The organism is Thalassospira lucentensis (assembly GCF_032921865.1).
GTDB classification, from domain to species: domain Bacteria; phylum Pseudomonadota; class Alphaproteobacteria; order Rhodospirillales; family Thalassospiraceae; genus Thalassospira; species Thalassospira lucentensis_A.
In genome coordinates this window covers 3,665,141-3,687,770 of the sequence record NZ_CP136684.1, presented here as the reverse complement: position 1 = coordinate 3,687,770, position 22,630 = coordinate 3,665,141, and the positions used below count along the sequence as shown (strand labels likewise).

At 52.3% G+C, this 22,630-nt stretch carries 21 protein-coding genes and 1 pseudogene; 11 read left to right on the top strand and 11 right to left on the bottom strand.

Annotated elements, in window-relative coordinates; genetic code table 11:
* Nucleotides 1-25: 25 nt before the first annotated feature.
* Nucleotides 26-1,090: a glycosyl transferase family protein gene (locus tag R1T41_RS17810; RefSeq protein WP_317338280.1), complete on the bottom strand. Its 1,065-nt coding sequence runs from the start codon at nt 1,088-1,090 to the stop codon at nt 26-28.
* Nucleotides 1,091-1,111: 21 nt separating this feature from the next.
* Nucleotides 1,112-1,885: a peroxide stress protein YaaA gene (yaaA, locus tag R1T41_RS17805; RefSeq protein WP_317338278.1), complete on the bottom strand. Its 774-nt coding sequence runs from the start codon at nt 1,883-1,885 to the stop codon at nt 1,112-1,114.
* Nucleotides 1,886-2,082: 197 nt separating this feature from the next.
* On the opposite strand from yaaA, the gene R1T41_RS17800 reads away from it, so the two are divergent.
* The gene (locus R1T41_RS17800) at nt 2,083-2,403 is read left to right on the top strand and encodes a peptidylprolyl isomerase (RefSeq protein WP_062949019.1); all 321 of its coding nucleotides are present in this window, start codon (nt 2,083-2,085) and stop codon (nt 2,401-2,403) included.
* A gap of 79 nt (nt 2,404-2,482) precedes the next feature.
* On the opposite strand, the gene R1T41_RS17795 is transcribed toward R1T41_RS17800, so the two are convergent.
* From R1T41_RS17795 to R1T41_RS17785, 3 genes are all read right to left on the bottom strand, one after another.
* Nucleotides 2,483-2,833, bottom strand: a complete 351-nt coding sequence (locus tag R1T41_RS17795; RefSeq protein ID WP_062949021.1) for a DUF1491 family protein — start codon at nt 2,831-2,833, stop codon at nt 2,483-2,485.
* On the bottom strand, nt 2,833-3,627 hold the full coding sequence (locus R1T41_RS17790) for a peptidoglycan DD-metalloendopeptidase family protein (RefSeq protein WP_317338275.1): 795 nt from the start codon (nt 3,625-3,627) through the stop codon (nt 2,833-2,835). The genes R1T41_RS17795 and R1T41_RS17790 overlap by 1 nt, the downstream gene beginning before the upstream one ends.
* An 88-nt stretch (nt 3,628-3,715) precedes the next feature.
* Complete coding sequence (locus R1T41_RS17785) at nt 3,716-4,201, bottom strand: hypothetical protein (RefSeq protein WP_062949025.1); 486 nt, start codon at nt 4,199-4,201, stop codon at nt 3,716-3,718.
* A 216-nt stretch (nt 4,202-4,417) separates the two neighbouring features.
* Here R1T41_RS17785 and R1T41_RS17780 point away from each other — a divergent pair, with 216 nt between their 5' ends.
* Complete coding sequence (locus tag R1T41_RS17780; protein WP_062949376.1) at nt 4,418-5,095, top strand: DUF599 domain-containing protein; 678 nt, start codon at nt 4,418-4,420, stop codon at nt 5,093-5,095.
* A gap of 50 nt (nt 5,096-5,145) precedes the next feature.
* On the opposite strand, the gene R1T41_RS17775 is transcribed toward R1T41_RS17780, so the two are convergent.
* Entirely contained in the window at nt 5,146-6,333 is a 1,188-nt protein-coding gene (locus tag R1T41_RS17775) for an MFS transporter (RefSeq protein WP_317338273.1), read from the bottom strand.
* A 385-nt stretch (nt 6,334-6,718) separates the two neighbouring features.
* Here R1T41_RS17775 and thrS point away from each other — a divergent pair, with 385 nt between their 5' ends.
* From thrS to R1T41_RS17740, 7 genes are all read left to right on the top strand, one after another.
* Complete coding sequence (thrS, locus tag R1T41_RS17770; RefSeq protein WP_317338270.1) at nt 6,719-8,656, top strand: threonine--tRNA ligase; 1,938 nt, start codon at nt 6,719-6,721, stop codon at nt 8,654-8,656.
* Between the two features lie 230 nt (nt 8,657-8,886).
* On the top strand, nt 8,887-9,348 hold the full coding sequence (locus tag R1T41_RS17765; RefSeq protein ID WP_209222286.1) for a tetratricopeptide repeat protein: 462 nt from the start codon (nt 8,887-8,889) through the stop codon (nt 9,346-9,348).
* A gap of 112 nt (nt 9,349-9,460) precedes the next feature.
* Nucleotides 9,461-9,847, top strand: a complete 387-nt coding sequence (locus R1T41_RS17760; protein ID WP_247742204.1) for a hypothetical protein — start codon at nt 9,461-9,463, stop codon at nt 9,845-9,847.
* A gap of 168 nt (nt 9,848-10,015) precedes the next feature.
* Nucleotides 10,016-11,347: an SPOR domain-containing protein gene (locus R1T41_RS17755; RefSeq protein ID WP_317338267.1), complete on the top strand. Its 1,332-nt coding sequence runs from the start codon at nt 10,016-10,018 to the stop codon at nt 11,345-11,347.
* Between the two features lie 213 nt (nt 11,348-11,560).
* Complete coding sequence (locus tag R1T41_RS17750; RefSeq protein ID WP_097050323.1) at nt 11,561-11,785, top strand: hypothetical protein; 225 nt, start codon at nt 11,561-11,563, stop codon at nt 11,783-11,785.
* Between the two features lie 109 nt (nt 11,786-11,894).
* A complete protein-coding gene (gene msrA / locus R1T41_RS17745) occupies nt 11,895-12,539 on the top strand; it encodes a peptide-methionine (S)-S-oxide reductase MsrA (RefSeq protein WP_114110276.1) in 645 nt (214 codons plus the stop codon).
* A gap of 282 nt (nt 12,540-12,821) precedes the next feature.
* Entirely contained in the window at nt 12,822-14,147 is a 1,326-nt protein-coding gene (locus tag R1T41_RS17740) for a sensor domain-containing diguanylate cyclase (protein WP_317338265.1), read from the top strand.
* A 5-nt stretch (nt 14,148-14,152) separates the two neighbouring features.
* Here R1T41_RS17740 and R1T41_RS17735 read toward each other — a convergent pair whose 3' ends face one another.
* From R1T41_RS17735 to moaB, 5 genes are all read right to left on the bottom strand, one after another.
* On the bottom strand, nt 14,153-14,914 hold the full coding sequence (locus R1T41_RS17735; protein ID WP_317338263.1) for an IclR family transcriptional regulator: 762 nt from the start codon (nt 14,912-14,914) through the stop codon (nt 14,153-14,155).
* A 71-nt stretch (nt 14,915-14,985) separates the two neighbouring features.
* On the bottom strand, nt 14,986-15,792 hold the full coding sequence (locus R1T41_RS17730) for a hypothetical protein (protein WP_317338261.1): 807 nt from the start codon (nt 15,790-15,792) through the stop codon (nt 14,986-14,988).
* A 204-nt stretch (nt 15,793-15,996) separates the two neighbouring features.
* Nucleotides 15,997-17,058 (bottom strand): methyl-accepting chemotaxis protein, encoded by a 1,062-nt coding sequence (locus R1T41_RS17725; protein ID WP_317338259.1) that lies wholly within the window; start codon nt 17,056-17,058, stop codon nt 15,997-15,999.
* A 233-nt stretch (nt 17,059-17,291) separates the two neighbouring features.
* On the bottom strand, nt 17,292-18,062 hold the full coding sequence (locus R1T41_RS17720; protein ID WP_097050327.1) for a sulfite exporter TauE/SafE family protein: 771 nt from the start codon (nt 18,060-18,062) through the stop codon (nt 17,292-17,294).
* A gap of 52 nt (nt 18,063-18,114) precedes the next feature.
* Nucleotides 18,115-18,645, bottom strand: coding sequence for a molybdenum cofactor biosynthesis protein B (gene moaB, locus R1T41_RS17715; protein ID WP_317338257.1), 531 nt, complete (start codon nt 18,643-18,645; stop codon nt 18,115-18,117).
* Nucleotides 18,646-19,062: 417 nt separating this feature from the next.
* On the opposite strand from moaB, the pseudogene R1T41_RS17710 reads away from it, so the two are divergent.
* Both R1T41_RS17710 and R1T41_RS17705 read left to right on the top strand, forming a co-directional pair.
* Nucleotides 19,063-21,016 (top strand): annotated as a pseudogene (locus R1T41_RS17710) (acetoacetate--CoA ligase).
* A 535-nt stretch (nt 21,017-21,551) separates the two neighbouring features.
* Complete coding sequence (locus tag R1T41_RS17705) at nt 21,552-22,571, top strand: amino acid ABC transporter substrate-binding protein (RefSeq protein WP_082824660.1); 1,020 nt, start codon at nt 21,552-21,554, stop codon at nt 22,569-22,571.
* Nucleotides 22,572-22,630: the final 59 nt, after the last annotated feature.

Below are 22,630 nucleotides of genomic sequence, written 5' to 3'. Positions count from 1 at the left end.
GAGTTTCACCTGCAAGCTGTCACGGTTACCCGATCTTGCGATCGCGCTTCTCCCACCAGCCTTCGACCAGTGCCTCAGCCTCGTCCATGTAGTCGGCTTTACTGGCTAGGAACGCGCCCATTGCTGCACTGCCTTTGATGCGCGCAATCGCAGCACTGTCTTCGACCTCGCCGCGCCAGACGGCCAGAAAATGCTGCAAGGTCACCGGGCTGTTATCTTCGTCGTCCTTTTCGGTCCGCGACAGAAGAGCCGGCCAGCGAACATCGCTAAGCTCGCCATTATCAAGCATACGCAGATCAACATGCTTAAACGGTGTACGCTCCGCCTCGCCGCCACCGCCCTTGATTACACCAATACGCGGCAATTCCAGAAGCTTGCCGGTTTCCCGGTGGACATCAAGAAACGCCGGATGGAATACGCCGAGAAATGCTGCACGCGCCTGCAACGGGTTAAGGAGGCGCAGCAGAGTATTGACCGGGCTGCGCAGGCCGAGCAACGGCCGCAAACCAATCAATTCCTGAAGTTTCGGGTGAATATGGCGCAACGGCAAATAGGCAAAGCCCTTGGATGCGATATCGGAACGTGCTTCATCTGCAGACATTGCCAGCGGCAGCTTCAGGGCCTTGACTGCGGCCTCAGTCCCGACGCCGTTGGTCAGATGCGAATTATAGCCATGCATCAGAACTGGTATGCCATTGCGCGACAGCAACATCGCCGACAGCACGAACCACGGCAAGCCACGCGAACGCCCTGCTGCATAGGATGGCCAATCCAGCATTGGATGGCATTTTTCCGGAACCAGGCTTTCGTCATCAAGTTCAAGACGGGCAGCCTTGCGCACGGCTTCGATCATGCCAGCCAGTTCATCGGGCGTTTCCGCCCGATAACGCAGCATCAAAAGAAACGCGCCCAACTGGATCGGCTCAACCTCGTCACGCAGGATCATTGAAAAGGCGTCAAATGCCTCTTCACGCGTCAGGCTGCGTGAACGCCCCGGCCCACGGAAAAAGGTCCGCAGATATCCGGAAAACGGATGAGATTCCGGCAGATGATTGTCATCTTCAAGCTGCTCGAGATGATCGTCGGTCATACGATCGCACCTGTTCTGTTATCAGTCATGTTCGCGTGTAAAGACCCACTCGTTATCATTCGACTGGTCTTTTTGATAGCGATAACCCTCCACATCGAACGATTTAAGGTCTTCGGGCTTTTCCAGACGATTGTCGATCATGTAGCGCGCCATTGTGCCACGTGCACGTTTGGCCGAGAAGCCAATGACCTTGCCAACACCGGCTTTGACTTCCTTGAAGACCGGCGTGATCACCGGACCGTCAAGTACATCCTTTTTCACCGACTTGAAATATTCATGCGACGCGAGATTGATCAGACTGCGGTTTTTGTGATCAGCGGTAATCGAATTGACCTGTTTGGCAATCTTGTCACCCCAGAATGCATAAAGATCCTTGCCGCGCGGGTTCGAAAGCCGCGTTCCCATTTCAAGACGGTAGGGCTGCATCAAATCACGCGGCTTTAAAAGCCCGTAAAGGCCCGAAAGCATCCGGAAATGGTTTTCGGCCCAGTCGATGTCTTTTTGATTCATCGTATCGGCATCAAGCCCGATATAGGTGTCGCCGCGGAACGCGTAAATTGCCGGTTTGGCGTTTGTGCGATCAAAAGGACGTGAAAAATGCGCAAACCGCTGATAGTTCAGATCAGCCAGATTTTCGCTGATGCCCATCAGCTTCATCAGGTCGCTGCGACTTTTTTTACGTGCAACTTCAACAAGTTCTTCGGTGTCGTCGAGAAATTGAGGTTCTGAAACGACCATTTCAGGTGCATCGGTTTCGAAATCAAGTTTCTTTGCCGGAGAAACAACAGCAAGCATTAAAACGCCTCTTCTCTTTCATCTCTGATCATTTTGTCGTAACAAGCCACAAGGCATGGAGAAAGTCTAGGGCCCAAGCCCATGTACACGTGAATATACGCCTGCACATCGGTTTGGACCCTTTGCCTTCTCCATAAACTTCTAATCTTGCAGAAAATCCGCGGTGTGCAAGCCGCCCGCGGAAGAAAGGACGAGTTATGAGTGAACAAGTTCGCGCATCGCACATTCTTCTGATGTATGCCGGTTCGGCACGTTCCAGTGCAACCCGCACCAAGGAAGAAGCGCTTACCGAAATCAACGCACTCAAAGACCAGATTGCCAATGGTGCCGACTTCGCTGAAGTCGCCAAAACAAACTCTGACTGCCCGTCTGGTCAGCAGGGCGGCGATCTTGGCTTCTTTGGCCGCGGCATGATGGTTCCGGAATTTGATGCGGCTGCCTTCAACATGGAAGTCGGCACCACGTCCGACGTGGTTGAAACCGATTTTGGTTACCATCTGCTGCAGCGTACTGCCTGATTAGCGTTCGCTGGAAAAATAAAGGGCCTGCAGTTCTTTGCGGGCCCTTTTTGATTTTGTACTTACGAACTTTGGTCCATCAGAAATCAACCAACGGCGCATCAAGTTCATATTCTCCCTTGTGATCCTCCACCTCAAGCACCCAGACATCGCGATCAAATTTCACCTGCTTGCGCCAGTATTCGTCACAGGCAAATTCCGTTTCGCGCCCGCCATCCGGTCCGCCAGCCACCTGCATCCAGCCCATATCGCCATCAAGTGTCGTGACACGCGAATAGACGTAGCATCCGGCCGCAAAACGATTGAGCTTCAGCAGAACCGCACCGGCATCTTCATTGCCCTTGTGCGCGACCATCGCCGTGATCAACTTTGATTGACAGATGGCAATCTGCCCGCGCACCCAGATACCAGCCTTAAGTCGCGGCTGCATTACTGACCACTCCGGTTTGCGGTCACATTTTCCGGCATTTGCAGGATCAGGTTGGCATTGGGACAGATACTTTCCCAAATGTCCCATTCCGATGGCTTCGCCGCCCCGAAATAATCGCCCTTTTTACCCAGCATATCGAAAATGATCTGGAAATGCAGATGCGGGATCCAGTCACCATTGATCGGGAAATCACCAAAGGTGCACAGCAGATGGTCTTTTTCGACCGGCTGGCCGACATACAATCCGTCAAGTGATTCACGGCTGAGGTGACCATACAACGTGTAAAAAGTCACACCCGGTTCCGGATTGTGTTCAAGGATGATGGTCGGTCCGTAATCAAGGTGAAGATTGTTGTCATTAAAGCTGTGCACGACGCCATCAAGCGGGACATAGACAGGCGTTCCCGCCGGGGCGAACAGATCAATCCCCAGATGCTGGCTTCGGGCCTCGCCATCATTTTTGAACTGCTCCGATTGATAGCATATCCGGTCTTCGCGATAACGCCCGATACCGACCGGCGCATTGGCATCGGCCATCTGCCGCCACATGATTTCGGTCTGCCGGGCCGGATCGCTGGTGCCGCCAATCACGACATCCCCGTTACGTGAAAAGTCATAGACGATTTTCGGACAGCTTTTCAGATCGCAATCCATGATCGCGGCAAAATCGGCCTGATGGTCAATGATCCACTGCCGAAGACGCGGCGCATCTTCCATCGGTTCCTGCCCGTTTGCGTGGCGATCGATATAGGATTGAAACCGCGCAGATGCGCTGTCTACGGTGGCTATGGTCACAGCGGTGGCTCCGACAAAGAAAAAGGCAGGATAAAAACATCCTGCCTTTGCCTACATGATATTTCGCCACAAGAGCAAGCACCAAGACTTACCAGTTGGTGACTTCGTACTCGCACGCGACATCGTCATCATCGGTATCGGTCAGTGCCACCGTCAGGCGACGCATCTGCGGATTAAAGCGTTTAACGAAGTTCAAAAGCACCAGCGCTTCTTCCGAAAGTTCGCCGGCATCTTCATCGTCTTCGTCAAGTTCGCAAAGCTCGACCAGTTCAAGGAACAGGGCCGCCAGCGCACGTTTGACATCTTCGCCGCCTTTAAGGCCGCCGGTCAGTTCGCCAAGCGGGCCCAGATCCACATCAAGCTTGCGAAGCGTCTTGCTCATCTGGTCGATGGCATCTTCGTCCAGAACCATCTCGGCCGCGATCATATGCGTGCCGACTTCGTTGATGTTCAGGAAGCCGATAAATTCGAACAGATCGTCCTTGTTACGGCCTTCGGCCAGAAGCTGTTCGGTATGCGCTTCGAATTCTTCGAAGTCTATGTCTTCGCCAAGATCGTTTTCGAGGTCGCTCATGTCGCTCTCCAGTGAAAATTTGCGCCGCTCATACTCTGTATCGGTGAAAAACACAACCCGCACCGGGTCATCAGAGATCAGACATGCATGGATCACAGATCGGAATGGATACAGGAAACATTAAAGCCGATTGCGAACAAACATGTATCCTCAGTAGGATGGCATCGCCAATCAATGTGTTTTATGGCCGAAACGATTTCAAAGACGGATCACATTATGCCCGAATTTACGTTACTCGACATCGCCGCTGTCAGCTGGGCATTCATCTGGTGGGTGGGCTATACCATATTCGCCGATGCAAGTTCGCGACGACGCAATTCGATTTCGGCCCATATGGCGCGCAATCGCCATCGCTGGATGGAACAGATGCTTCAACGCAATCTGCGTATGGTCGATACCTCCATCGCGGGCAACCTGATCACCGGTATCAGCTTTTTTTCCTCGACCACCATTCTGGTGCTGATTGGTCTGATCGCACTTCTTGGCTACACCGAAAAGGCAATCCAAACGGTATCCGCCCTGCCCTTTGCCGTTGAAACCACGGCGGCAGTCTGGGAATGCAAGGTCGTTCTGCTGGTTCTGATCTTTATCTACGCCTTCTTCAAATTCACATGGGCGTTTCGTCTGTCGAACTATTGTTCGATCCTGATTGGTGCAGCCCCGGACCCGAGCGCACCGGATGCGGCAAAGGCCGCCGCCCGGGCATCACGCATGAGCATGATGTCGGCCCATAACTTCAATCGTGGCATTCGTGCCTATTTCTTTGCGCTATCAGCGCTTGCCTGGTTCTATCACCCGGTCGCCTTTATCATCGGGGCCGCATGGGTTACGCTGGTTCTTTACAATCGAGAATTCCGATCCCACGCGCTTGATATTCTCGCAGGGCATCACTGAAATGAAAAAGGCCGCTTGATGCGGCCTTTTTATTCACAATACCCTTATCATCAGGCGTGCTGGCGACGGTGACGCAATGCATAACCGGCAAGAACCAACATCACCAATCCAACCGGCAGTGCAGCAGAATACAGCAAAGTTGCCCAACCGGGCCCAGCATAGATCGAACCGGCGGACAATGACGCAACCGCAACCGTCCCGAACACGACGAATTCGTTGATCGCCTGCACGCGGGCCTGCTCGGCCGGACGATAGTTTTCCGTAAGGAAAGTCGTGGCACCGACAAACATAAAGTTCCATCCGACCCCAAGCAGTACAAGAGACGGCCAGAAGTTGCCGATCAGATCCTCACCCGCCAGACCGAATGCCAGACAGATCAGGTTGAGCACTGCACCGACCTGAATGATGGTAAGCGCGCCAAAACGGCGGATCAGGTTGCCGGTAACGAAGCCCGGCGCATACATGCCCACCACATGCCACTGTATGATGAACGCGGCATCGCCAAATTCGTAATTGCAATCAAGGATCGCAAGCGGTGTTGCGGTCATGACAAAGCTCATGACCGCATAACCAAGCGCCCCTGCAATCATTGCGATGATCACCGCAGGTTGTCCTATCACCATTTTAAGCGGACGCGCAGGTTCATCATGCTTGGTGCCGCGCATATCCGGCAAGCGCAACTGGCCAATTGCAAGAACCAGCAGAAATTGCAAACCGATCAGAGCCACAAAAGTCCCCAGGAACGGAACCGTATCGAACCAGTTGCGTGCAAAACTTGCCAGATTTGGTCCGACAAAAGCGGCAGCAAGCCCGCCCAGCATGGTCAGGGAAATTGCCCGTGAGCGGAACTCTGGGGGCGCCGCTTCGGCGGCAGCGAAACGATATTGCATGGCGATGGCATTGGCAGACCCGATACAGGCACACGCCACGCAAAGAAGCCAGAAACTGCCAAAATAAACCGTCCCCATGCCGGAAACAGCACCCAGCATCCCGATCACCGATCCGATCCAGAACCCAACCCGTCGACCGAACCGGTTCATCATCAACGCGGACGGGGCGGTCGTTGCCATCATCGCGATCATGGTGAAGGCAACCGGCAATGTTGACAGTGACTTGTCCGGCGCCAGCGAATAACCGATCACGGCGGCAACGGTAAACAGCAGCGACATCGCACTGGCTGACAACGCAACGCATAAACTTAAAAACAGAACATTTCGACGCACTTCGGGGCTGGACATGCGGGGCTTACCTTATGAGGCTTTGGCGTGGTGGCGCCGTTTCAATCTGGTATTTTGGCAAAGTACAAGAACAAGGAACTGCTGTAAAATCTTAACCGGGTTACGGCTTGCCCTGCTCTTTTTTGATGCTATATTGGCTTCTCAATTAACGGGATAGCATCAATGCACGGCATGGCCGACAAGAAATTGATGGAATGCACAATCACTGCACGTCTTTTTGGCGTCGCGGCTTTTTGTGATGCTTCCCCAGTCGCTTTTTTCAAAGAGCGAACTTGACCTCATCCTGAAATTCCTTTTCTTGTGCCTAAAGCCCGCGTAAACATGCGGGTTTGAAAAATGCGCACATGACATTTATGCCCGCAGATAAAGCAGAGTTGAGCCAGACATGATTGCCCTCACCCTTCCGGACGGCGCCGTACGCGAATTTGACGGTCCTGTATCGGGTTTCGATGTTGCCAAAAGCATCAGTCCCTCGCTGGCAAAGAAATCCTTTGCCATCATCGTTAACGGCGAATTGCGCGACCTGTCGCGCGAAATCGACACTGATGCCGCCATCGAAATCGTGACCAAGGGGCACAAGGAAGTTCTGCCGCTGATCCGGCATGACTGCGCCCATGTCATGGCCGAAGCGGTTCAGGAATTGTACCCGGACACGCAGGTCACAATTGGCCCATCCATCGAAAACGGTTTCTATTACGACTTCGCCCGCAAGACGCCCTTTACGCCGGACGATCTGATCAAGATCGAAAAGCAGATGCACAAGATCGTCGAACTTAACGAGAAAATCGAACGCGAAGTATGGGATCGTAACGAGGCTATCAAGTTCTTCCTCGAAAAGGGTGAAGACTACAAAGCCGAGATCATCCGAGATCTGCCGGAAACCGAAACGATCACCTGCTATCGCCAGGGCAATTTCATTGACCTGTGCCGTGGCCCGCATGCCCCGTCGACCGGCAAGATCGGCAAGGCCTTCAAACTGATGAAGGTTGCAGGTGCTTATTGGCGTGGCAACTCGGATAACGAGATGCTGCAGCGTATCTATGGCACCTGCTGGGAAACGCAGGAAGACCTTGATGCCTACCTACACATGCTTGAAGAAGCCGAAAAGCGTGACCATCGTCGCCTTGGTCGCGAAATGGACCTCTTCCACATGCAGGAAGAAGCCCAAGGTTCGGTTTTCTGGCACGACAAAGGCCTGAAACTGTATCGCAAGGTCGAAACCTATATCCGTGAACGTCTTGATGCAGAAGGCTATCAGGAAGTCCGCACGCCGCAGCTTGTCGACCGTATCCTTTGGGAAAAATCCGGCCACTGGGAAAAGTTCCGCGAGAACATGTTCACCACGACCCCGGATGAAGACGATCCCGAAAAAGTTCTGGCTCTCAAGCCGATGAACTGCCCGTGCCACGTGCAGATTTTCCGTATGGGCAGTAAATCCTATCGTGACCTGCCGCTGCGTATGGCGGAGTTCGGCTGTTGCCATCGTAACGAGCCATCCGGCGGCCTGCATGGTATTATGCGAGTGCGCCAGTTCATTCAGGATGATGCGCATATCTTCTGTACCGAAGACCAGATTGTCTCGGAAACCAAGATTTTCTGTGACCTTCTGAAATCGGTTTACATGGATTTCGGCTTTACCGACATCCTCGTCAAATTCTCGGACCGCCCGGAAGTCCGTGCCGGTTCCGATGAAATCTGGGACAAGGCCGAAACAGCCCTTCGCGAAGCTGCTGAAGAAGCCGGTCTGACGCTTGAAATCAACCCGGGTGAAGGCGCGTTTTACGGGCCGAAGCTTGAGTTCGTTCTGCGTGATGCGATTGGCCGTGACTGGCAGTGTGGAACTCTTCAGGCCGACTTCGTCCTACCGGAACGTCTTGATGCGTCCTATATGGGTGAAGACGGTGAAAAGCATCGTCCGGTCATGCTGCACCGTGCGATCCTTGGCTCGCTTGAACGCTTCATCGGCATTCTGATCGAAAACTATGCCGGTCGCCTGCCGCTTTGGCTGTCGCCTGTTCATGCGGTGATCTGCTCGATCACCAACGAAGCAGATAGCTACGCGGAAGAAGTGAAAAAAACACTTCAAGCCAAAGGCTTGAACGTTGAACTTGACCTTCGCAACGAAAAGATCAGCTACAAGGTTCGCGAACACAGCCATGCGAAAATCCCACTGATCCTCGCCCTTGGCAAACGCGAGGCAGAGGAAAAAACAGCATCGGTCCGTCGCCTTGGTTTCCAGCATCAGAAAACCATGGGGATCGACGAACTGGCTGAAGCCATGGCAACCGAAATCCGCGATCGCGTGATCCAGGCCGACTTCTGATCGAAACTAAAACACTAAAGGCCCGCAACGTTTGATGCGGGCCTTTTTTTGTTTCCCGAAACCACAGATTTCATCGACACTCCCCGGGTCTTCATATATTTCAGTATTTTCCGATTTAACGCTTTCACCAACTCGTGACTGCACTTAATGCAAAGTTGTGCTAAATCCGAAACTGAAACCGCGTCCCCAACGTATCTGATGCATGTGTTTTCTTGAAAAAGGTAGCGACAATGAATTCCAAAGGTAAAATCCGTCATTTTGTTGCATCGCTGGCGATGACGCTTGCATTGGGCACCGTATCCTCCGCGGCCTTGGCAATGGGTAGCGGCAGCAGTTGGGGCAGTGACACTCCCGATTTGTCGGAAGTCGTTAAAATGATTGATTCGGGCAAATACGACACAGCAATTGCAAGCCTTGAAGGCATGCTCGAAGATGATCCGAAAAATGCCGATCTTCTGAATTACCTTGCTTATAGCCAGCGCAAGTCAGGCGACTATGATAGCGCAGCCCAAAACTACGAACGTGCCCTGATGATCAACCCGGAACACAAGGGTGCATTGGAATATCAGGGAGAACTTTTCCTCCAGACCGGAAAACCGGATATGGCGCGCGAAAACCTTGCCCGACTGGAAAAAGTTTGCGGCATGGATTGCGATGAATACAAAGAACTCGCCACCAAAATCTCGCAATAAGTTTATCCGGCAAAAAACCTTAAAAAACTATTCGTTCGGATAGCTTTGCAATAAGCGCATTTGTCGCCATGTATTACCCCTGTTTGGGTAATACATGGAACTGGGCTTGGTCATGTCTGACGCTGTCATGCGTAAAAGTTATACTGTAGTTGTTGTACGCAGCACCGGACAGCAAATGGATTTGGAAACGCTTTCGGATTATCAAAGCGCAATCAATTCCGCAAAAAATGCATTAACCAACAACAACAATACCGAAGTCCGTGTCGTCGAAAGCAAATATGACGACGCTACAAAGCGCGATAAGAAGCAGGTCGTGAAAATCCTTACCCGTCAGGAAAGTGGTGCAGGTAATGGCGGAACGGCAAAATCACGTTCAAAAAACTCCGGCGTCAGCCACGACGTTGCCAACCAGTTTAGTAAGGGCATCGTCAATATCGTCCTTGCAATTACGGTTCTGGTTCTCCTTGCCGGGATTATCGTTCCATTAATGAACCGCTGATATCCTGATTACACAGCCAATTCTGTCTAAAAAAGATACCCCGCCAAAACGCGGGGCTAAATCGATCATCTGTTTTCGCTGACTGCTTGACAGTATGCCGCCCGATTGCAAAATTGGTGACGTCCATGCATTGGACCTCCGGGGGCTCAAAGGGAAATCAGGTGCCAATTGATCAATAAAAGCGCCAAGTCTGTCATCTCGTCACGCTGGAAATATGGCTGCCTGACGATGGCCCTGTTTACCCCCCTGCTTTCCGGATGCTCGTCAGACGATATGATGTCGTTATTTGGTGATGATGACGCATCAAACCAGATCAAGATAAGCGATACCAACCGTCCGTCAGAAACTGCAATGACAGCCGGGATTGACAGTGCGGCCTGCGGCCTGTTCTTTGACGGCTCTTCAAAAGACACTGCATCCCTCCTGCCTCAGGTTGACAGCACAGAAGATCCGATAGCACTTCAGGGCAAACCGGCAGATGATCTCCGCCATGCAATGGCACTTGACCTGGAAGGGAAGCACGCGAAGGCACGTCGTCTTTATCTCTGGCTGACGGCGGCTGACCCGTATGCCTCGATCGCGATCAATTGCGGTAACGGCATCATGCTGAGCGGCACGATCACAAGTCTTGCACAAAAGCGCATCAAGGCAATGGACGCCGCCAATCCGGCTCTTGCCCGATCACGCGAGATTGACACGGTCGTCGCCTCGGCGATTGTTGCGCCCGGGCCAGAACTTCCCGACCCACCCACAGTGCAAAGAAATCGTGACTTCTACAAAAATACCATTGCCGTCAATGTACAGCCTGAAGATTCGACAACAGCTCTCCCTGCGATGCGAATGGATGTGAGTAGTAATACCGCACGCCTCACATCTGTTGATCGCTCTGCCAAACAAATAGCTGCCCCATCTGCTTCAATGGCGGCCTCCAAGGGGACAACCACAACCGTCACAACGGCTTCAGCAACGACACCGGGCATCATCAAGGGGGATGCAGTTACCCCAAGCGCGTCAAACAAGGCGCTGCTGTCGACAACGCGCCCGGTTGAAAGTGGCTCGCTGGAACTCGCCGACGAAGCAGCTGCCACCAATAATAATCTGATCGAAGTTCCGATAGTGGATGCGACGTCAACAGCCGCAACCAGTAGTACACCAGCGACAATGCAACCAGAACCCGACACAAAATCAGTCCCGCCATCCTCTGCCCCCAAAGCGGAACCAATGCAACCTGCCCCGGTACTGAATTCTTACTATACAGTGCAGTTGGCAGCGTATCGGTCCCGCGAAATGGCAGAGTCACGCTGGCTGAAATTTGAAACCATGGGCGACGGTATTCTTCGGGGTGCAAGCCACGAGGTGCAAAGCATTGCGATTGAGGGTCAAGGGCTGTTTTTCCGTCTGATGACCGGTCAATATGCCAGCCAGTCCGAGGCACAGTCTGCCTGCAACGGCCTGAAACGGGCGGGGATTGATTGCCTTATCCGGCACATGACGCCCTGATCCCTGCCTGAACGGTTCGCTTACGACCCGGACTTGTTTCCGGGAGATGTCCCGATACCTGACGACTTATCCGACCATTGACCGAATGAACGATGCCGGTGAAGAGCCTCGGGTCGTGTCTTACGACCGTGTCGACGAAGAAAACCCGGCAGTCGTGCGATAATCGCCTCAATCTTGCTGTTATGTCGGTAATATCGCCATCGCAGGTATTGAATGAAACGTCTGGTACGCTTTGATCCCGCAGCCAGCATCGGTATGCCGATTGCGATGAAAACCATTCCAAAAAATGGCGGGGGCAATGGCAGAAACACACATCCGATGAACAGGTTGATCCCGCCGCCGATCATTAACATGGTCGATTTCAAATGTCTCGAGCGTCTCAAATCGGCGGTATCCGGCGCTGATGGCGTTGGTAAACACGATTATCGCGCCCGTTAAAGCTGCCGCCAAAAGAATGTTCAAAGACAATTTACCGTGAAGGCGATTGCCAAAGTGACGATCTGGGTTAAATTGCAGGTCAGCCCATCAACACAAGTCAGGTTTTGACATGTTCTCTTCGACCTCCCCTGAAAAAATCACGATCCCGTCTGCCGAAACGGCCCTGCCCGGCCGCGCCGAGAAATTGCAGGTAGCTGACCGTCATGTGGTTACAGGTAATCCGATGACCGGTCCGTTTCCCGATAATCTTGAAACGGCTGTGTTTGGTATGGGCTGCTTCTGGGGGGCCGAACGCCTTTTCTGGAAACAAGAGGGCGTCTATACCACAGCCGCGGGTTATGCTGGCGGTTACACTGAAAACCCGACCTATCGCGAGGTTTGCAGCGGCATGACCGGTCATGCGGAAGTTGTTCTGGTGGTCTATGATCCGGCTGTTATCTCGTATCAGACACTACTGCGTCTGTTCTGGGAGAACCACGACCCGACCCAAGGCATGCGTCAGGGTAATGACATCGGCACCCAGTACCGGTCAGTAATTTACACCCTGAATGACAAGCAGAAGATGGGTGCTGAAGAATCCCGCACTCAATACCTGAATGCTCTCAGGGCCGCAGGTCGCGATGCAATCACAACCGAAATTCAGACTGCGCCGACCTTCTTCTACGCCGAAGATTTTCATCAGCAATATCTGCACAAAAACCCGGACGGCTATTGTGGCCTAGGTGGAACTGGCGTGTCCTGCCCTGGAATGTGAACCCGCAAACATTATATCAGCCTGTGCAAAAACCGTCACAGAATGATGAAAAGCCTGACAAATTCTGACATAACCTGTGTCTTGTTGAGTTCTTTTCTTGAAGGTATAAGCTTTCCCTGATGTCAGGGGGGAAAAGCTATACTCGGGAAGATCAAACATATTCGGCCCCATAGCCGCTATCTGGTCGCCCTGCTTCTGTTCTGGGTTGCACTCGGACTTTGGCTAGGGGTCTTTGCCCCTTATTTCCTCGAACTGGAGCCCGGTTACAATGCTTCACTGACCTTGCTGGGTGAGATCATCCTGATGGGTGGCGGCATATTTATCATTGTCGCAATCACCTGGCTTTGGTCCCGTTACCGGGCAATGCGCGACAATCTGTACGCCCACCTGCCCGGCCTGGTATTTGGCATTACCCCGCAAGGCAAGATCGAATTTGCATCAGATCTTGGATTGAAATGGCTGGGCATTGACGAAAAAGCTGGAAATTCACACCACCGTATTCAGGATGTTCTATCAGCCAACAAGGACTTGGCTGATCTGCGTGAACGCGCACTACGTAGAGACGGGCAAATTGTCGAAGCCGAAATAGCGGTATTTACCGTTGCCGAACAGAGACGCTGGCTTCGCATTCAGTGCCGGACCATGCCACCTCATACACCCGACAGCATGATCGAATGCATTGCCTGGGACATTACCGAACTGGTTCGGGAACGCACGCTACGGACCGAAAGCGAACAACGCCTTGAACAGATGGCCAATCTGTCGAGTGAAGGTTTGTTTTTGCATGATGCCGGCAAGTGCGTTGATGCCAATATCGCGGCCGAACGGATGTTTGGCCACTCGCGTGACGAGTTACTGCTGATGAGCGCAGTGGACATTATCGCCGAAAGCAGCCTGCAAATGGTTATCGACAACATTCAATCCGGGTACGATAAACCTTACGAGGCGACAGCCAGGCGTAAAGACGGAACGCTTTTTCCCTGCGAAATCAACGGGCGCAATGTTGTGATTGATGGCGTCAAACTGCGCCTGACCAGTTTTCGCGATATATCCGAACGCAAGATTGCCGAAGACCTTGTGCGCTATCAGGCCACGCACGATGCCCTGACCGACCTTCCAAACCGGTATCTGTTTGTGGACCGGCTTGAATATGCCATCAAGCTCGCGAAACGCCGCAAGGAGCGTTTCGCGCTGATGTATGTTGATCTGGATGGTTTCAAACAGCTAAATGACATGCACGGTCATGTCATCGGGGACAAGGTTCTGGTGGAGGTGGCGCAAAGGCTTCGTCACAGCTTACGCGAAGTCGATACCGTCGCCCGGATTGGCGGCGACGAATTCACGGTTATTCTTCCCGGTACGGAAACACTCGAAGATGCTGAAATCGTTGCACGCAAAGTTTTGCAATCACTGACAAGCTCACCGATCAACATTTCAAGCCAGAAACAGACATACGAAGCATCGGCATCAATCGGAATTGCCCTTTACCCCGAACATGCCGACAATTTCGATGACATGATTTCTGTTGCCGACAAGGCAATGTATCAAGCGAAAAAAAGCGGCAAAGACCAGTTCAGATTTGCCGCACCAGTCACATCACAAACCTGATCGCGTCATACCGGCTTGCCGCCATATTCGCGGCTGAGATCGGCACAAACCCGACGCACTTTCAGGCCGAACTGCTCTATCCGGTCATTAGGGATGCGCGCGGCGGGTCCGGAAAGGGAGAGCGCTGCAATTGGCAATCCGGTTTCATCGCGCACGACACCGGCAACACACCGCAAACCGACGGCATGCTCTTCATCATCAAGCGCATATCCACGGTGCCTTGATCTATCCAGATCGGTTTTCAAGGTATCTTCGCTGATCAGGGTGCGTTCGGTGATTTTCGGCAAGCCGTGCTGCGTAATGACAGCAGTCACTTCCTCTTCCGGCAGGAACGCCAACAACGCCTTGCCAACCCCCGAACAATGCATAAGTGCGCGCCGTCCCGGAGTGACCAATGCACGCATCATCTTGCGACACTCGACCTGCGACAGGAAAATGACTTCCCCGCCATCGGCAACGGCAAGATTAACCGTTTCTCCGCTGTCTTCCATCAACGCCCGCATATAGGGACGCGCAATCTGGCTGAGGTTGCGGTTTTTGGTAAATGCATTGCCAACGCTGAATGCCTGCACCCCAATTGACCAGAGTGTTCGTTCACCGTCAAAAGTCACATAACGTTCGTGCTGCATCGTAGTCAGCAAACGATGAACGGTTGAGGGTGGCAAATGCACCTGATGAGCGATTTCGGTCAAAGTCATTCCATACTCGCTGTCTGCAAGTGTGTTCAGAATGCTGATCGCCCTTACCAATGACTGAACCTGCTGCATGCAGATCATCCTTCCGGTCGAAGGCTTTGATGCCTTGGGAACTGATATATCGTAATGTTATGGGATTGGCGTCATGCGCGCACGGACTTTTCACGCATCCAGACCAAAGTGGAATATGCGATCAGATAGATCGTCGCAACTGCGAAAGACAGGAGCGTCCCGATATTGATCCCCCAAAGCGGATAGGTCACCGTCACCGCCAGAATATAAATCCAAAGCGCCCCCATTCCCCTTGGAAAGTTGCGGATTACGGTATGAAGGGGACCGGTGCCATAAGACACATGCAGGATCAGCATCATCGGATAAAGTGTTACAGGGAAACCGGAAAACAGCCCGGCCCATTTGGGACCGATCCAAGCGGCTATGCCACTGATACCAAGAACAATCAGCGATGCCAGAATAGCACGGAATAAAACCACACGCCTTGTCAGCCGCACCCGGTTAAGGATTCGGACATTCTCTATGCCGCGAAATAGTATCAGGGCCAGCAGCATCGCAACCAGCAAGGTAACCGCGCCGGAAAGACGGGTAAACGCAATCTGCTGACAAATCCAGGATACAAACATGAATGCGCCAAAGGCTGCAAACGAGCTTATCGGCAACTGAACAATCAGCCTCCGGTCGACCAACAAGCGGGAGGCCATATAATACGCGTAAAGGAAGGCGAGTGTCGCAATCAATCCAGGCAGGGCATAAACCGCACTTTCCGAGGCAAAGGCCATTCCCTGCTCCAGGCCGATGAAATACAGCAAGATCGCCGTTCCAAGCGGATAACCTGAGAGGACGCCTGCGGCACGCGGGCCTGCCCGTTCCGCAAGGATCGATAATCCCAGCACAACAGAAATGGATACTGCAAGCTTGGCAAACAGTAACGTCACAGGAACCTCCCAAATCTTATTTTAACAATTCATCGATGAATTGTCGTAATATTATATTTTACCGCTATCTCCTTTTTCGTGACGGCGCAAGCCTGAACCAATTTCAGGAGGCCAAACAGTCAAGCTAATAGGCAACGAAAAAGCGGGCTCCTAAGGTACCCGCTTTTGTTCTGTTTTGCCGACCGGCACGATATCAATAATCTGCTAGGAAGCCACAGCAAGTTTCGGTGCCGGTTTATCTGCGGCCTTTGACCCATTCCGTGATTGCTGGACAATCACCCCGCGCCAACCGAGCCCCTGATAGGTCTCATAACCCGGCGTCAACGCATAGGCAACAAGCGTCCCATCCGCCAAAAGATAAGAGCCGCGCTTTGGGTTTTTGACCTCCAGCTTCATCTGTTCAGACAAGACACCCTGACCATCCGAGGCCGCAATGATGCGATTTTTTGAATCAATAAGCATCACACGCGTGCGTGAGCGCTCTTCATCATTGAAATTCAATGCTCCGACAACCATCGTAGCCTGATTTTCCCAATCGAAGAACACACCCATAACACCGATAACCTCGCCTTTGGCTTGGCCACCTCGTCTTACAGCGGTGGCATAGGTCGCCGTAGCAGCGTTATCCAGCAATTCATTACGTGCGATATCTGCAACCGCATATTCACCGCCGTCCCGGCACCGCATGGCATCGCGAAACCAAGGCATTTGACTTATATCCGTCCCGACAAGGCGATATTTATCAGGACGACCATTGGCGATGATGCGGCCGTTACAATCAGCAACCCACAAATCAAGATAAACTGTATAAGAATCCAGGATTATTCCCAGACGCTGTGATGTCTGCACACCGACATCCGCATTTCCGGAATTCTCGCAGACATCGACAACAGCAGCGTCGGTTGCCCACCAACGAACATCGCAGGATCGCTCGTACAAATTACGATCCATAAGCTCGACAATATATCGCGACAGATCCGAAAACCGGTCACCGCGTGCCGTCTGAGCAGTACGCTCAAGATCAAGTGCCAGCCTGTCGAACATCTGCTCAAGCTCTTCGGTGATTACGGTAACCCGCTGCGAAATTTCTTTTACCTCGTTGGCCACAACGCCAAATCCACGCCCGACTTCCCCCGCACGGGCAGCTTCGATCAGCGCATTCAGCGCCAGCGTTCGTGTCGCCCGGGTTACTCCTTTGATTTCCGTAATCTTCTCGTTGGCAAGCTGCGACATGTCTGTTGCCACCTGCAAAATTCGTTCGGGCATTCCTGCAAGCTCCACTTGTGAAATTCGGTTTCACCCTGTGCTGATGCTTTTTTTTTATGCATCATTCTTATGCGTGCAATTTATATGCAATTCATGCGCAATTGGTTAATGAAAAAATGCTTACATAAAAGGATTGCTATCATTTTTCGGTCAGACCAAGCCAAACGAAAAAGGACGGGACAATTCCCGCCCCTAAAATCAACTTTTGATAAGATCACGCCCGAAACAACAGATCAAACACTCGCGAAATGCAATACGGCATCAAACAACAGCTTCAGACCGGTCACAAACAGTAATGTATAACACACCCGGTAAAACAGCTTTGCATTCACCTTATCGTGCGCCCAAAGCCCAAGCCAGGTTCCGAACAATGCCACAGGTACAAGAACCAGCGCGGTGCCAAGATTGGCACCACCAAATTGCCCGAGATACCAGTACGGGATCAGCTTCACGTAATTGACAACGATAAAGAACATGACGGTCGTGCCGACAAAAACCGTCTTGTCCATTCGCTGAGGTAACAGGAAAACAGAGACCGGCGGGCCACCAGCATGCGCGACAAAGCTGGTAAAACCGGCAATGGTTCCCCAGAACGATCCCTTTCCCCAATTGGCAGGTCTGGATTCATCACCACGTTTCTTTCCGCGAAACCAGTGATCAAGCGTAAATCCGATGGCAATCAGGGCAATGATCAACTTCACGGCATATTCATTCAGATAACTGAACGATAATGTGCCGATCAAAATACCAAGGAGGGCTGCCGGAATCAGGATCATCATGTTACGGCGATCCCAGTTCTTCCGGTAGGCCCAGACATTCGCAACATCCATCAGGCACAATATCGGCAACATGATCGCCGCCGCAGCCTGTGGCGACAGTGCCAATGCCATCAGGGGCACCGCCATCACACCAAGCCCGCCACCAAACCCGCTTTTTGACACACCGGCAATCAACACAGCCGGGATGCCGACAAGGTAAAAGAAAGGATCGGTGATAATTTCCATGAAATCGTCCTAAGGGAGGCTGATCGTGCCTGACACCGGTCAGACCAACAAATTATTTTTCGGTCAAACGCGGCATCAGTTCGACGAAATTGCACGGGCGGTGACGAATATCGAGCTGATAAAACAAAATATCATCCCAGGCATCCTTGCAGGCCCCATTTGATCCCGGCAGCGCGAACATATAGGTCCCGCCTGAAACTCCGGCGGTAGCCCGCGACTGAACCGTTGATGTGCCGATCTTGGCATAAGAAAGCCAGCGAAACAGTTCGCCAAATCCCGGTATTTCCTTGTCGTAAACCTTCTGATGCGCCTCTGTCGTTACATCGCGCCCGGTAACGCCGGTGCCGCCTGTGCTGATGATTACGTCAATTTCCTGATCATCACACCATTGCCTAAACTGTGCGACGATCACATCAAAGTCGTCCTTCACAATAGTACGCGCAGCAACCTTGTGGCCTTTGACCTCTATCCGGTCGACAAGGATTTGGCCGGATGTATCGTTTTCCAGCGTTCTGGTATCGCTCACCGTCAGAACGGCAATATTTACAGGCACAAAAGTGCGGCTTTCGTCGATCCTGGACATGGCAATAACTCCGGATGGTGGCATCATTGGCGACAGAGTAATCAGCATATCGACAAGCGCAAGCCGTTTCAGGATACCGCATCGCACAACGCCATCCGACCGCATCACAATCGAACAAAATTTCGGATTTCTCAGTTATTTAATTACCATATTTCACGAAATCTGACGGCGCCATGCACCTTCTCGAAAACAAGAAACAATCAAAAAATAACCATTATTTTCAATAAACTATATGGCCATCTCGGCACACAAGAGCAGGATAGGCTGCAAGATTATTCATGCTTCGCGTCACCTGCCCCATGACTTTTCTTGCCGTGCAACATAATTCCCCGTAAAAAAGTGGTAGGGAGATACCGATTTCACACTGAAAAATAGTCGGTAGTTGCAATAAAACAGGCAGGAAACAAAGGATCCATCATGAGCGATTTGCTTTGGCAGCCCAGTCCGACCCGCGTTGAAAACGCCAACGTTACCCGTTTTCGCAACTGGGTGAACGAAAAGCACAGCTTGAAACTGGATAGCTTCCACGCGCTCTATGACTGGTCTGTTACTCGCAAGGAAGATTTCTGGCCTGCAATTATCGATTATGCAGGCCTGAAAGCCGAAAGCTGGGGCGACACGGTACTTGTCGATGGCGACAAAATGCCCGGCGCCAAGTTCTTCCCCAATGCACGTCTGAACTTTGCCGAAAACCTGCTGGTGCGCGATGACCATACCGACGCGCTTGTGTTCTGGGGCGAAGACAAGGTCAAAACCCGGATTTCATGGTGCGATCTGAATATTGCGGTATCGAAATTCTCGCAGGCACTGCGCGCCGAAGGGATTACCAAAGGCGACCGCGTCTGCGGATACATGCCCAATATGATCGAAACCGTTATCGCCATGCTCGGTACGGCGGCAATCGGCGCGACATGGTCATCTGCCTCCCCCGACTTCGGTGTTCAGGGCGTCGTTGACAGGTTTGGCCAGATCGAACCCAAACTCATGATTACGGTCGATGGTTACCACTATAACGGCAAAAGCCACGACATTCGCGAAAAGGTCCGCGATGTAATTGACCGCATCCCGTCGATCCAGAAGGTTGTGATTGTCAAATATGCCTTTGACGGCACCAACACGACCGGCATTCGCGGCGGCATTTCCTGTGATGATTTCCTGGCCCCCTTCAGTGCGGAAAAAATCGCATTTGAACAGGTCGAATTCAATCATCCGCTTTATGTGATGTTTTCTTCCGGTACGACCGGCAAGCCGAAATGCATCGTGCATGGCGCAGGCGGCACCCTCCTGAAACAGGTGTCTGAACATGTCCTGCACTGCGATGTGGTTCCAGGTGATCGGGTATTCTATTTCACCACATGCGGCTGGATGATGTGGAACTGGTTGATGGGCGGCCTCGCAGCCGGTGCGACATTGCTGCTTTATGATGGATCGCCCTTCTACCCCAGTGGCAATATCCTGTTTGACTATGCGGACGCCGAAGGCATGACCCTTTTCGGGACATCGGCCAAATATATAGATGCATTGGCCAAGGCCGAGCTCAAACCGCGCGAAACCCATAATCTGTCGACCGTGCGTGCCATGACATCGACCGGGTCGCCATTGGCACCTGAAAGCTTCGATTATGTCTATCGCGACATAAAGCCGGACATCCATCTGGCATCGATCTCGGGGGGCACAGATATTCTCGGATGTTTCGTCCTTGCCTGTCCGGTCTTACCGGTGAAGCGCGGCATCATCCAGACCCGCGCCCTGGGCCTTGCTGTTGATGTTTTTGACGATGACGGCAAATCAATCCAGAACGAAAAGGGCGAACTGGTCTGTACCGCCCCCTTCCCGTCCATGCCGATTGGCTTCTGGAACGATCCTGATGGTTCACGTTACAAAGATGCCTACTTCAATCGCTTCGATAACATCTGGTGTCACGGCGATTATGTCGAACTTGATGACGATGGCGGTATGGTTATCTATGGCAGATCCGATGCAACGCTGAACCCCGGTGGTGTTCGTATCGGCACCGCCGAAATTTACCGTCAGGTCGAAAAGCTGCCCGAAATTCAGAAAATCCATCGTCATCGGCCAGGAATGGGATAACGATGTCCGGGTCGTTCTTTTCGTTGTGCTGCGCGAAAAATATCAGCTCGACGAACTTCTGATCGACCGTATACGCAAACAGATCAGGAACAACTGCACCCCGCGGCATGTCCCGGCAAAGATCATTGCAGTGGCTGACATCCCGCGCACAAAGTCGGGAAAAATCACCGAACTGGCCGTGCGCGATGTTGTTCATGGCCGTCCAGTAAAGAACCAGGAAGCGCTTGCAAACCCCACTGCACTTGAACTTTTCTCCAATTTGCCGGAACTGCGCAGCTAGCAGAAACCTGCGAAATGACGAAGCAAAAACCTCGTTGTGCACACGACGGGGTTTTCATTTTTGCGAAAGATTAATCAGAACTGCAACGTGTCATGATCAGGGCCAGGCCGACATCAGAAGTCGATTCCGCGTCGCAACAGAGTTTATTTTTTGAGCAACAGTTAACTTTGTTCAAAAATTACTCATTTAATTGCTGGCAACAAAAAAATTTTGAGATTTGTTTGTTTTTGGAACCTGACCATTCGAACAGGTTTTTAACCTTTTGAAATATGGCGACTTTTGGGAGCCGACGAAGGGTGTAGTCGCTCAAACAATGTTTACCAGCGCAGTACCAAAGCATGGAAATCACGCGAATCTGATGAACAAGCCCCCAGCGTGAAATTTTTCAGACTTGACACATAGCAGCCGAAAATTTCTTAATTTGGAGGTCCGATAAAAAAACAGGACAGTAGGATATGCTGCTCTGGCATATCCAGGGTGGCATAAAAGTTACCAAAGCCATAAAGAATGCTTTGCTAATGAGGGAGCTCATCTAATGAAAATCAAAACGATCCTGGCCGCTGGCGCAATGTCTGTTGCCGCCATCGCCGCGAACAATGCCCAGGCGGGCGCTGTACTTGACGGCATCAAGGCTAAAGGTTTCGTTCAGTGTGGCGTGAACACCGGTCTTCCGGGTTTCTCCGCTGCCAATGCCGAAGGTAAATGGGAAGGTATCGACGTTGACGTTTGCCGTGGCATTGCTGCTGCACTTCTGGGCGACGCCAACAAGGTTCAGTACACCCCGTTGACCGCTGCACAGCGTTTCACCGCGCTCCAGTCCGGCGAAATCGACATCCTTTCGCGTAACACCACGGCGACCCTGACGCGCGACGTCAAGCTTGGTCTGACCTTCCTTGGTATCAACTACTATGATGGTCAGGGCTTCCTGATTCCGAAAGCTCTGGGCGTATCCAGCGCGACGGAACTTGACGGCGCAACCGTTTGCGTCGAACCGGGCACCACCACCGAACTCAACCTGGCCGATTACTTCCGTGCCAAAGGCATGAGCTTCGAGCCGGTCGTTATCGAAAACATCAACGAAGCAACTGCTGCCTTCTTCTCTGGCCGTTGCGACGTTTACACCACTGACGCATCGGGCCTTGCCTCGATCCGTACTACCATGGCACCGAACCCGGACGACTATGTGATTCTTCCGGAAATCATTTCCAAAGAACCGCTTGGTCCGGCTGTTGCACAGGGTGACGAACAGTGGGCAGACATCGGTCGTTGGGCTCTTGCAGCCATGATTGAAGCCGAAGAATACGGCGTCACCAGCGCGAATGTCGACGAAATGAAGAGCAGCACCAATCCGGGCATCCAGCGTCTTCTGGGCGTCTCCCCGGGCATGGGCGAAGCTCTTGGTCTTGACGAAGAGTGGGCATACCGCATCATCAAGCAGGTCGGTAACTATGGCGAAAGCTACGAGAAAAACGTTACCGCGAAACTGGGTGTCGAGCGCGGCCTGAACGCTCTCTGGACCGATGGTGGTCTGCAATATGCTTGGCCGGTTCGCTAATATTTAGCGTAGGCTGAAAAGCACCTAACGAAGCTCCGCCCCACTGCCTGAACGCATGG

Excerpts from the sequence above, each read along its gene's own strand:
- thrS (WP_317338270.1), top strand. The coding sequence starts at position 6,719 with ATGATTGCCCTCACCCTTCCGGACGGCGCCGTACGCGAATTTGACGGT.
- R1T41_RS17780 (WP_062949376.1), top strand. The coding sequence starts at position 4,418 with ATGCCCGAATTTACGTTACTCGACATCGCCGCTGTCAGCTGGGCATTC.
- R1T41_RS17720 (WP_097050327.1), bottom strand. The coding sequence starts at position 18,062 with ATGGAAATTATCACCGATCCTTTCTTTTACCTTGTCGGCATCCCGGCT.
- yaaA (WP_317338278.1), bottom strand. The coding sequence starts at position 1,885 with ATGCTTGCTGTTGTTTCTCCGGCAAAGAAACTTGATTTCGAAACCGAT.
- R1T41_RS17800 (WP_062949019.1), top strand. The coding sequence starts at position 2,083 with ATGAGTGAACAAGTTCGCGCATCGCACATTCTTCTGATGTATGCCGGT.
- R1T41_RS17795 (WP_062949021.1), bottom strand. The coding sequence starts at position 2,833 with ATGCAGCCGCGACTTAAGGCTGGTATCTGGGTGCGCGGGCAGATTGCC.
- R1T41_RS17735 (WP_317338263.1), bottom strand. The coding sequence starts at position 14,914 with ATGCAGCAGGTTCAGTCATTGGTAAGGGCGATCAGCATTCTGAACACA.
- R1T41_RS17765 (WP_209222286.1), top strand. The coding sequence starts at position 8,887 with ATGAATTCCAAAGGTAAAATCCGTCATTTTGTTGCATCGCTGGCGATG.
- R1T41_RS17810 (WP_317338280.1), bottom strand. The coding sequence starts at position 1,090 with ATGACCGACGATCATCTCGAGCAGCTTGAAGATGACAATCATCTGCCG.
- R1T41_RS17750 (WP_097050323.1), top strand. The coding sequence starts at position 11,561 with ATGAAACGTCTGGTACGCTTTGATCCCGCAGCCAGCATCGGTATGCCG.
- moaB (WP_317338257.1), bottom strand. The coding sequence starts at position 18,645 with ATGTCCAGGATCGACGAAAGCCGCACTTTTGTGCCTGTAAATATTGCC.
- R1T41_RS17760 (WP_247742204.1), top strand. The coding sequence starts at position 9,461 with ATGTCTGACGCTGTCATGCGTAAAAGTTATACTGTAGTTGTTGTACGC.
- R1T41_RS17705 (WP_082824660.1), top strand. The coding sequence starts at position 21,552 with ATGAAAATCAAAACGATCCTGGCCGCTGGCGCAATGTCTGTTGCCGCC.
- msrA (WP_114110276.1), top strand. The coding sequence starts at position 11,895 with ATGTTCTCTTCGACCTCCCCTGAAAAAATCACGATCCCGTCTGCCGAA.
- R1T41_RS17725 (WP_317338259.1), bottom strand. The coding sequence starts at position 17,058 with ATGCCCGAACGAATTTTGCAGGTGGCAACAGACATGTCGCAGCTTGCC.
- R1T41_RS17785 (WP_062949025.1), bottom strand. The coding sequence starts at position 4,201 with ATGAGCGACCTCGAAAACGATCTTGGCGAAGACATAGACTTCGAAGAA.
- R1T41_RS17775 (WP_317338273.1), bottom strand. The coding sequence starts at position 6,333 with ATGTCCAGCCCCGAAGTGCGTCGAAATGTTCTGTTTTTAAGTTTATGC.